This is a genomic window from Solwaraspora sp. WMMA2080, assembly GCF_027497395.1.
GTDB lineage: Bacteria > Actinomycetota > Actinomycetes > Mycobacteriales > Micromonosporaceae > Micromonospora_E.
In genome coordinates, this window is sequence record NZ_CP114910.1 from 5437098 (window position 1) to 5448462 (window position 11365).

2 protein-coding genes are annotated in these 11365 nt (G+C 69.4%); one reads left to right on the forward strand and one right to left on the reverse strand.

Annotated features, from left to right (window positions below; all coding sequences use genetic code 11):
• Nucleotides 1-10 precede the first annotated feature (10 nt).
• The gene (locus tag O7543_RS24940) at nt 11-7741 is read right to left on the reverse strand and encodes a ricin-type beta-trefoil lectin domain protein (protein ID WP_281551648.1); all 7731 of its coding nucleotides are present in this window, start codon (nt 7739-7741) and stop codon (nt 11-13) included.
• A gap of 436 nt (nt 7742-8177) precedes the next feature.
• On the opposite strand from O7543_RS24940, the gene O7543_RS24945 reads away from it, so the two are divergent.
• Entirely contained in the window at nt 8178-11363 is a 3186-nt protein-coding gene (locus O7543_RS24945) for an FG-GAP-like repeat-containing protein (protein ID WP_281551647.1), read from the forward strand.
• Nucleotides 11364-11365: the final 2 nt, after the last annotated feature.

Consider the following 11365-nt stretch of genomic DNA (forward strand, 5'->3'; position numbering starts at 1 on the left):
CCCCTACTTCTTAACGTACGTGATAGTGCTTCTGAACCTTCACGACACCCTGAATAAGCACTTCACTCTCCCCCCACTTATCCATCCCCATAAATGCCATATCAATGATGGGACCCGTTGTTCCGCGGCGCACCATCAAAACAACACCCCTACCCGAAAGGTTCCTCGCATGCCTCTCGGCCGTTGTCCTACTGGAGGTCCATGAGGTGTAGATACTTTCCGTATTGTTGTCGTTGTGAAGAACTGGGTCACTGTGACCACCCATCGGCGTCACCGTGCCACCGTGCTGCGCATTGTATGAACGATGGTTTTCGTCTACCCCGCGGAAGAACCACTCGCTTTCGTCTTCTGGAGGACCCTCGTCGCCGCAATTGTGCGTGAGGACCGGCGTATCACCGGCGAGTACATGGTACGTGTGGACGTGGCTGATGGTGAGGTTGTGGACGACGGCTCGCGGGACGGTCCTGCGGTGGATTGCGGTGATTTGTATCCAGGTGCCGGTGCTGGTGTGGAGCCATTGGCCGGGTTGGAGGTCGGTGGCGTCGGTCCACTGGTCGAGTTCGGGGACCCAGAAGGGGTGTCCGTCGGTGGCGGTGACCTGGGCGGTCTCCGGGCCGTGCTGGCCGTCGGTGTCGATGGTGATCTTCACCAGGTGTTTGACGCCGTCGCCGGTGATGGTGGCGGTGACGGTCTCGACGCTGGTGGTGCCGGTTTCGGGGTCGGTGGCGATGACCTTGTCACCGGGCTTGACGTCCTCGATCGGCGTGGTGGTGCCGTCGGCCATCAGGACCTTGGTGCCGGGGGTGAAGCTGTTGTTCAGCGGGCAACTGTCGGCGGGTTTGTCTCCTCCGCCGCTGGTGCCGCCGTTGGAGCGGGTGCTGGCGCCGGTGTTGCCGCCGGGTTTGGAGCTCGCCTTGCCGCTCCCGCCTCCTGCGCTGGTCCGGCCGCCGCCTCCGCTGCTGGTGGAGGCTTTGGGGTTGGTTTTGGCCTGGGCCTGTTTTTGGACGGGGTTGCCGGTCTTCTTCGACGCGTTGACAGCTTTGTTGCTGGTGGTGTTGGCCTTGTCTGCGGCTTTCTTCGCGAGGGCCTGGGCGGCGCGTTTCGCCCGCTCAGCGGCCGCCTTCTTCGCGTTCAACGCGACGGTCTCGGCGGCGCGGGCCGCCCGCAGCACCGCCTGGGCTGCCGTTTTCGCTTTCTGCCAGGCCCTGATCGCGGAGAAGGTGCGTTCGACGGCCTTGACGATCCGGCCGAACGCTTTGAACAGTTTGAAGGCGGGCACGAACTCGGTGACCAGATCGACACAGGACCACACGTCGCCGCCGAAGCAGCCCAGCGCGGCGTTGAGGCCGATGAACTCCTTCAACACGTCCCAGGCCACCGACAGGATGACCGACGTCATGGACCGGCCCGCGGCCGACCGGGCCTGGGCGACCTGCGCGGTGGACAGACCCGCCCCGGCCAACGCCGCCGCCCGCTCCGACGCGGTCAGGCTGATCGACAGACCCGACGGGTCGGCGTGGGTGACCGGGTTGTTGTGCGCGTACGCGTACCCGTTGGACTGCAACGGGTCCGCCACATCGAGGACCGGGTCGGCGGACAGGAACCGGCCCACCACCGGGTCGTACAGGCGGGCCCCCAACGGGGTGTAGCCGGACGCCTCATCCGGGACCGCGCCCAGGAACCCGGCCCGGGTCTTCAGATTCGTGGCCAGCACGTCGACCGCGCGGGGGTTACCGAACGGATCCCGTTTCAGGATCCGTACCGGCATCCCCGCCAGGGTCGAACCGACCTCCGCGTACGGGCTGCCCTGATGATCGGCCGCGACCGCCGCCAACTGGACCGACGCCGACCCGTAGGCGTACCGCAGCATGCCGCCACCCGGCACCGCGTAGCTACGCTGACTGTTGACGTTCACCCCACCAGCCGCCACCGTGACCACCGCGTCGGCCAGGTGCAGCGTCGCCCGCCGGTCCTGCACGGTCAGCAACCGCGCCCCGTCCGGACCGTAGACGTGCCGGGTCTCGTCCTGCGCCGACCACACCTGACCGGTCGCGGCAGCATCACACACGGCCAACACGACCGGCGTCGAGTTCACGGTCGCACCACCATCGACCGCCAGACACAGACCGGACCCGGTGTGCCGCAACTGCCCGACCACCGTACGGGTCAACCGCTGCGCCGCGGTGCCGTCACACGCACGCAACTGGACAGCCGACCCGGCCGTGTCCCCGTCCGGCTGGACACACCAGTCGTCGTACACCCGCAACGTGCCCAGATCGGCATCCGGCTGCCCGTCCACCACCGTGAACGACCACCGCTGCGCCGTCGTGCCGTTGCACTCGTACAACTGCACCTGCTGACCGGCAACCGCGAACCCCGCCTGCAGGTCCAGACACTTACCCACCACACCCACATAGGCGGTCCCGCCACCACCGCCCTGACCGGCGATCCGCTCCACCTGACCGTCGTAGGTCCAGGTCAGCTCCTGCACGTCACCGGAAGGCACCGACTGCACAGACCGCGTCTCACCGGTTGCCTCGTACAACCGCTCGGCCTCGGCCGTCACCTGCGCACCCGCCGGCGTCACATACTCCTTACGGACCGACGTCAACGTCCGCGGCTGCGACCCGTCCGCGCCGCCGTAGCCGTACGTCGTCGTCGCGTCCTTCCCGGTGTCACCACCGAGGTCCTTCTCCACCAGCTCCGACCGGTTACCGAGCAGGTCATAGGAGTACTCCTGCCAGTAGCCGGCCCCGTCCGGACCCGCCGCCACCGACGCGGCAGCCGGCGCCACCGCGCACGAGGTCTGGTCGGCAGCCGTCCACGCCCCGGTCAGCTGGCCCAGCGGGTCGTAGCCGAAACACTGCCGTTCCTGAATGCCGGCCGCGTGCTCCCGGATCGCGGTGACGTTACCGGCCGCGTCGTAGCCGTACGACCGGTGCGACACCAGGTTCCCGCCGACGATCGCCTGATCACCGGTCTGCTCCCGGAACACCCGCTGATCGGTCAACGCGCCACTGGCGTCGTCGTACGACGCCGTCGTCCACACCCGGTGCGGCTGCGCGCCCAACGTCGACCGGAGCACCTGCCCGTACGGCGAGTAGACCGTCTCCGCGCCGTACCAGTCCTGCCCGGACACCGACAGCGGCAACCCGTCGGCCGTGTACCGGACCAGCACCTGCTCGGCCGGCATCCGACCGACCGCCGGCAGGTCGACCGACGCCGGCAGCCCGGTGTCGGTGTACGCGTAGCCGTACGTGTAGGACTCCGCCAGACCCCACATGTCGGCGACCGACTGCGGCAACGTCAACGTCGTCGACGTCGGCTGGTAGTCGTCGGTGTAACCACCGACCTGCTGCGTGTACGCCAACCCGTCGGTGTAGCGGGTCGCGGCCGCCGGCAGCCCGATGCCACCCGGCGCGGTGTCGTAGCCGTACTCGGCCAGCAACGTCCCGCCCGGCCCGTCGAGCCGCTGCTGCGTCGGCCGGGACAGCTCGTCGTAACCGTTCCACACCGTCACGCCACGCGCGTTCGTCGAGGTCAGCGGCCGGTCCCGGTGGTCGTACGTCAGCGTCGTGCTGCCGGAGTCCGGGTCGTTGGCGGTGACGAGCCGGCCGCGCTGGTCGTAGCTCCAGGTCCACGGGCGGTCCGGGTCGGCGGAGTGGGTGGCCGACGCCAGCTGGCCGCGCGGGTGGTAGCCGTACCGCATGGTGGTGAACTCGGTGCGCGCGGCGTCGGTGAACGTGTCGACCCGGACGGTGCGGCCGATGGCGTCCGAGTAGGTCCGGTACGACGGCGAGCCAGCCGGGTTGATCACGGTGGAGTGGTCGGTGCCGTACTCGTAGCGGGTTGCCCGCTCCGGTGCTTCCGTGCCGCGCAGCACCGGCATCTCGGTGACGACCCGGCCGAGACCGTCGTAGGTGTAGCGGGTGGCGTTCGGCACGGCGGTGTCGGCGAGCGGGGTGAACAGCCCGCCGCTCGGTGCACCCTCGGCGTAGTAGGCGTTGTTGGTCTGCCACACCTCACCGGAGGTGTTGTAGAGCGTGTCGCTGATCAGCCGGCCGCCGCCGACGGCTTCCTGCTGGCTCTGCCGTTCCCGGCCGAGCCCGTCGTAGAGGGTGACGGCGGTTTCGACCCGGTTCTCGTGGCCGCGGCTGCGAGTGACCACGTACGGCGGTTTGCCGGCCGGCAGGTGGTATTCGGCGCTGAAGTCCGGGACCGCGCCGGCGGTCGGGGTCCGTCCGGGCGCCCAGACTTCGACGAGGCGACCGAGCGGGTCGTACGTCGACTGGCTGACGTGCCCGTTCGGGTCGGTGCTGCGTACGGCGACACCGCGACCCGGGTCGACCTCGACGGTCTGTTCGTGGCCGAGCGAGTTGCGTTCGACGACCTCGTAGGCCTGCCCGGTGGCCGGTTCAAAGGTGGTCGTCGAGGTCCTACCGTCCGGATCGGTGCGGGACACCACCCGGCCGATCGCGTCGAAGGCGACGGTGCCGTCGCTCTGGAAACCGGACCCGTCGGCCTTCAACGACCAGGAGCCGGTGACCAGGGCCCGGGTCGACGCGGCGAGGGCGGTGCCGTACGGCTGGCCGTCGTAGCCGACCCGGCTGGCCGAGCTGAGTGTGGTCAGGTCGTCGAAGTCGGCGTCCGCGCACAGCGTCGGGCTGGTCCGCAGCTGGCGGGTCATCCCGATGACGTGCTGGTCGGCCCGGTGCAGGTAGTCGACGTACGTGCAGGACTCGTCGCCGGGGCGGCCGGTGTCGCCTCGGGACTCGACGTGCGTGGGCAGCCCGTACATCGTCTCGTAGGTGGTGCGGGCTTCGACGACCCGTTGGGTGCGGGTGTCGTCGCCGGTCCCGGAGGATCGGGTGTACGTGATCTGCCGGGGTTCGGTGACCCGCCAGGCGCGTAGCGGGCTGAGCCCGTCGTCGCGGTCCCGCCGGGCGAGTTCGGTGGCGGCCGGCACGGTAATGCTGCGGGTCAGCCACGCCGCGTCGGCGTCGTCGGCGCTGGTGTAGGTGAGTTCCTCGGCGATCCGGCCGGCGAACGGCTCGGCGTCGGAGGCGATCAACACGCCGTCGATGTCGTGGACGTCGACGGTGTCGCCCAGGCCGCGGAAGTACCGGGTGACGGACTTGCTCCGGCGGCTGCCGATGGCCGGGTCGTCGTCGCCGGTGATCACGGTGACCTGGCCGAAGCCGGCGAACCGCGAGTAGGTGCGGGTGGACTTCTTGGTGAACTCCTGCTCGGTGAGTTTCCAGCCGGCGTCGGCGTAGGAGTACCGGGTGACGGTGGGGTAGGCACCGTCGACGGCGGGCAGTTCCTCGACGGTGTCGACGACGTACTTGTGGAACCAGTCGATGTCCTCGACTGCCGGGTCGGGGTGCCAGTAGGACGGATAGCAGAGCCGGGTGTTGGCCTTCAACGCGGCGGTGTCGTTCTTGCCGGGCAGGCCGGTGCCGGTGTCGCAGGCCCCGGTCGGCTGCTTGTACGTGACGATCGTTTCGCCGCCGTACTCGTTGATGACCCGGCCGATGCGCAGCCGGGAGAAGTTGGGCCGGTCGTCGCGGCGTACCCGGTTGGGCATGTCGTCGGGGTTGGCTTCGAACCGCACCGCGTTGAGGGCGATTTTGTCGTCGGGGTTCCCGCTACGGCCGTAGCCGGTGCGGGTGACCGACTCCAGCCACAGTGCCGTGTTGAGCCCGGTCCGCAGGATCGGGAAGGACTGCTTGAGCCGGTATTCGTCGACGGTCTGCAGTGCGGTGGAGCCGGGCTGCCGCTGCGCTGAGGTGGTGATCCGGTCCAGTCGTTTGCGGGTGAAGAACGCCGGGGAGGCGTTCCAGCACTTCTGCCCAGCGGTGCAGTGCAGGTCGGCCGGGGTGTCGTACCAGATCCGGTAGTTGCTCGGGTCGGTGCTGGTGAAGTTGGCTTCGGTGCAGGTCAGCGAGCCTTCAGCGAAGCAGCGTTCGGCGACGGTGAAGGAGACCCCGGCCAGCGGCGCGGCCGAGTAGACGCTGTCGGCGCGCTGGCCGTAGTCGATCCGGGTCAGGTAGCCGCCCCGGTCGTAGCGGACCGGGTCCTTGAAGTTGAAGTTGCGGGCGTAGTAGTTGATCTCCTTCGCCCACCACAGGCTCATCGCGTTGCCGTGGACGTCCTCGACGTAGTCGAGGGACCAGCGCCACGCCTGGGTGCAGGCCGACCCGGCCCAGTTGCCGACCTGGTAGCAGGGTTCACCCGGGTGGTTGCCGTAGACGGGGGCGGTGAGCACCGAGTTGGTCACCGGGTCGCCGGACGACCAGCCGGGCAGCCGGTGCCGACCGAACCAGTGCCGGGTGCCGTCGCGGGTGGTGACCACCCAGTACTCGCCGTCGGCGTCGCCGTTGGCCAGCCCGGAGTCCTTGAGTAGCTGCACCTTGGAGCCGTCGCCGTTGGCGGTGATCCAGGTTTGCTCGTCGTCGTCGAGGACAAGTTCGGTGGTCATCCCACCCAGCGACAGGGTGGCGTTGTTCGACCCCCAGCACAGGTCACCGGTGCGGTGGCTGGCGTTGTTGGAGCCGGCCTTCTTCGAGTCCTGCCGGCAGTTGGCGTAGCTGCGGGTGATCGACCCGGCGGCGTAGTCCCAGCCGTCGCCGATCCAGGAGGCCTGGTTGTTGGTGGCCGAGGTCCGCCCGTCCACCGACTGCGACGAGTACGACAGGTTGACCTGCGGCATCAGCCCGCCGGAGGTCTCCGGCACCTGCACCTGGTAGCCGTAGGTGAACGCGCCGGAGGAGGAACCGGCCGCCCAGGAGCCGGAGGAGAGCAGCGGGGTGGCGGTGTAGTCGCCGGCCGCTGACGCGCCGGTGTCCAGTACGCCGACCACACTCGACGACGTGGCGGACGTGGTGGCCCGGCCTGCTGCGGGCTCGCCCGCCAGCAGCGCGCTGACCGGGACGGTGCCGCGGACCACGCGCCGGGTCGACGCCACCGAGACCTGGCTCGGTGCCGGGGTGAACTCGCCGGTCCCGGTGATGCCGGCACCGCCGGCCTGTGGTCCGGCGCTGCGGCCGGTGCTGCCGTCGGCGGTGGCGCAGTCGCCACTGTCCGGGGCGTCGTAGACGCATTCGGGCAGCAGCAGGAAGCCGAACCGGTCGGCGGCCTGCGGCCCGTACAGGTCGGCGAAGGTGGTGTAGTCGACGGTCAGCGCGACCTCGGCGGCCGGGTCGGCGGTGGCCGGCGGGGTGATCTTCATGATCAGGCCGGCGACGCCGGCGGCCTGGGACGCCTCGGGGGCGGCGAGGCCGACAGCCCAGCTGCCGGCGAGATCGGCCGGGTCGCCATCGGACGGTACGCCGAGCGCGACCGGCAGGTCGTCGACCGGCAGCGTCTCACCAGCGGCCACACCGGTGAGGTCCACGGTGCCGTCGCCGGACTCCCACGGGGTGACGGCCTGCGGTTCGTACGGCACCACCGGTACCTCGTCGGCGGTGGTCAGGTCGGATTCGGCTGACTCGTCCTGGCCGACCCGTTCGGCGTCCGGGATGTCCGGCAGGTCGACCTCGATCGCTTCGCGACTCATTCCCGGGCCGGGTATCGCCCATGCCTGCGCGGGCAGGACCGTCACCACCATGACCGCCGTCAGCAGGAGCGTGCCGCCCCGGCTGGCAAGCCGTCGGCCGAGCCGGCGTGCTCTGGTACGGGTGGCTCGGTCACCGGCGGCTCGGCGGTCCAGCTGCCAGGACTGTGGACCGGTTCCACGCATGCGCGTCGACTCCCAGGCGCGAAGAGAAGGTGCGGACGGACCGCGAGAGCACACGCCGGGTGTGGGGCACGGTCGTGAGCACTCTGCGTCAAGTTGATCTGACACTCAAGTGAGCGGCAGGTTGACGGCAGGGATCTGAGTGAACTGCGTCACTGGTCAATCACGACCTGTGGTGGCAATCTGCACACAAGGCGTAGAGATCTTGAAATCGCAATACATGGATGAGTTGCCACTAGCAAAAGCTGACAAAGACTCGTATTCCGGCGCGGGTGGCGATGCGCACCAGTGGGATATATCAGGTTAATAACGTTAAAGAGGGGCGCGTCGACAGTGGTGTCCGTGCGATCGTGTGCGGACTTCTGCCCCGTGGCCGCCGAGCGGGCGCAGTGGTGTCCACATCGTCCCTGCCCACCGGGTCCCACGGGAGTAGACCGCAGTGACCGCGCCTCGCCTGCTCAGCCCATTCACGCGTACGCGCACCAGGCTCGCTCTGACCGTCGGTCTGCTGGTGGTCGCGCTCGTCGCCGCGACGCTGCCCTGGCTGCGGTCCACCATCGACCGGCTCGTCGCCCCGGACCCGGCACCGTCGGCTGGCCCGCTCGACGACTCAGCGGCCCTGGCTCAGGCCCGCCGCACCGGTGAGGAGGTGCTGATCGACACCGCGACGACCGCCACCTCACTCACCTGGGCCAGACCGGACGGGCAACTGCGTACCACCAGCCACGCCATCGCACAGCGGGCCCGCGACACCACCGGGCAGTGGGCGGAACTCGACACCACCCTCACCCGCACCGGTGCGGCCGACCAGGGCCGGGCCGACGGAGCCGGCCGCAGCCGGGTCACCGACGACGCCGACGGTCTCGGCGTACGGCCGGTCAACGCCCCGGCACCGGTCCGCTTCTCCAGCGGCGGAGCGGCCGCCGACCGGTACGCGGCAGCGGACAACCAGCCTGCCGACACCACCGACACCACTGACCGGGTGCTGGCCGAGCTGGACCTCGACGGTCACACCATCACGTACACCTGGCCCGGTCCGCTACCCGAGCCGGTGCTCGACGGCCCCCGGGCGCTCTACCCCGACGTGCTGCCCGGCGTCGACCTGCTGATGGTGGTACGCGACGACGGCGGCGTCGGCCAACTTCTGATCGTCAAGACGCCCGACGCGGCCACGGTGGACTCGGTCCGCCAGATCAACTACGGCCTGCGGTCGGCGACCGCTGTCTTCCAGCACGATCCGGTCACCGGCGGGGTCCGGATCCTCGACCCGGCCGACGACGAGGAGATCAGCTCCATCCCCACCCCGTTCGGCTGGGACTCCTCCGGACGCAACACGGACGACCCCGACTCGCCCCCGCGTACCTCGGTGGCCACCACGACCGACGTGCTGAGCCTGTCCGGCCTCAGCGGTGCCGAGCCGGGCTCCAAGGTCGGCCAACTGCCCAGCACACTCGACGGTGACGGCACCGGTGAGGCGCGGCTGCGGCTGGACGCGGCGGCCAGCGGACTGCTGGACGACCCCGATGCCCGGTTCCCGATCTTCCTCGATCCGACGATGCGCAGCACCACCCAAGCGTGGGCGACCATCTACAGCCAGCACCCGAATACCAACACCTGGAACGGCACCAACTTCAACAACGGCAGCACCGTCGCTCGGGTCGGCTACGAGGAGGAGACGCCGCTGCGCGCCCGCACCTTCTGGCGGATGGGATTCAACAGCAGCATCGAGGGCGCCACGGTCAGTTCGGCGAGTCTGCGGCTGCTGAACAACCATTCGTGGAGCTGCCAGGCCCGGGAGATGCGGCTGTGGCTCACCGGTGCGATCTCCTCCGGCACCACCTGGAAGAAGCAGCCGGACTGGATCTCCGAGCAGCAGCGTCGGTCGTTCGCGCATGGCTACAGCAACCAGTGCGCCGACGCGTACGTCAGCTTCGACGTGCAGCAGGGGGCCCAGGCCGGCGCGACCAACGGCTGGTCCCAGATCACCTTCGTCATGCGGGCCACCGATGAGGACGACACCCACACCTGGCGCAAGTTCCAGGTCAGTGCGACCGAGCTGACCGTGGTCTACAACCGCAGCCCCAACGAGCCGACCGCCGGCACCATCACACCCGGCGGAAACTGCGCCCCCGGGCCCGGCGGCGGCACCCTCGTCGCCCGGACCAACCTGGTGCTGGCCGCCACTGGTTCAGACCCGGACGGAAACCTGCGCGGGCTGCGCTTCCGCTTCTGGCCCACCGGCGGCACGGTGCCCGCCGGGACCCTCGTCACCAGCCTGAGCAGCGGCCGGGGCAGCGTGACGATCCCCGCCACCAGCCTGGTGGACGGCGTCACCTACTCCTGGGACGTCCGGTCTGAGGACACCGACGGTGCGACATCGTGGTACTTCCCGCCAGGTGATCAACCCTGTCGGATCACGATCGACGCCAGCGCGCCACCGGCTCCGGCCGTCACCAGCGACGTGTTCCTGGCCGCCACCCCGGACGGAGCGACCTGGGCAACGGTGAAGTTCGGCCAGACCGGTCCGGTCACCTTCACCGCCGCCGACGCCGCCCAGTTCAGCTACGCGCTCGGCGGGCGTGAGCTGACATACGTGACCGCCAACTCCGGCACGGCGACCGTGCCCGACCTGCGACCCCGACACTCCGGCCCGACCACCCTGCAGGTGTACGCGTACGACGCGGCCGGCAACCGGAGCGCCCGTACCGACCACACCTTCTACGTACCGCCTCGCGACACCGCCGACGGGCCGGGTGACACCGGCGGTGACGGACGACCCGATCTGACGATCATCGACGCCGACGGCAATCTGCGGACCTATCCCAGCGACACCGACGGAGCCCTGTACGGATCCCTGGCGGCGTCGTACAGCGTCGATGGCCAGCTCGACCCGGCTGGTCACTGGTACGACCCGGCGACCTCCCAGGTCGCGCTGCTCACCAAGTACGGCGACGCCTTCCCCGGCGACGGCGTGACCGATCTGTTCGTCCGCACCCCCGACGGCGGCTTCTGGATCTACCCCGGCGACGGGTACGGCAGCTTCGACGTCGACGACCGGATCCGGGTGCGGTTGCCGGCCGACGCACCGGACCCGGCCATCTGGACCCAGCTCAAGGCCGTCGGGGACATCACCGGGGACGGTCACCCCGACCTGGTCCTGCGGGCCGGCCCCGCATTCTGGACGTTGAGCGGCTACACCGGAGCCAGCTTCCAGCAGGCGACCCTGATGGAGGGCACCGCCTGGGCCCGGCGGGAAATCGTCAACGTGGCCGACATCGACCAGGACGGCACCCCGGACCTACTGTGGCGCGACTTGGACAACGGCAGAATGTCTGTGCGGCACGGCCTACCTGGCACCGTCGCTGGTAGCGTCGACCTGCACTCGTTGAAGTTGGCCATAAACTCCCGCGACGGTGACGTCTCCTTCGGCACCGGCTGGTCGGCCGCGAGCGTCGACCTGGTGATCGGCGTCCCCGACGTCAACGGCGACGGCATACCCGACATGTGGGCCCGGTGGACGTCGGACGGACAACTGCGGGTCTACCATCCCTCCACCTCCGCCGCAGGCACCGCCGTACAGGTTCTTTCAGATGCGGCCTATCCGGGCGTCAAGGGCCTCGGCTGACC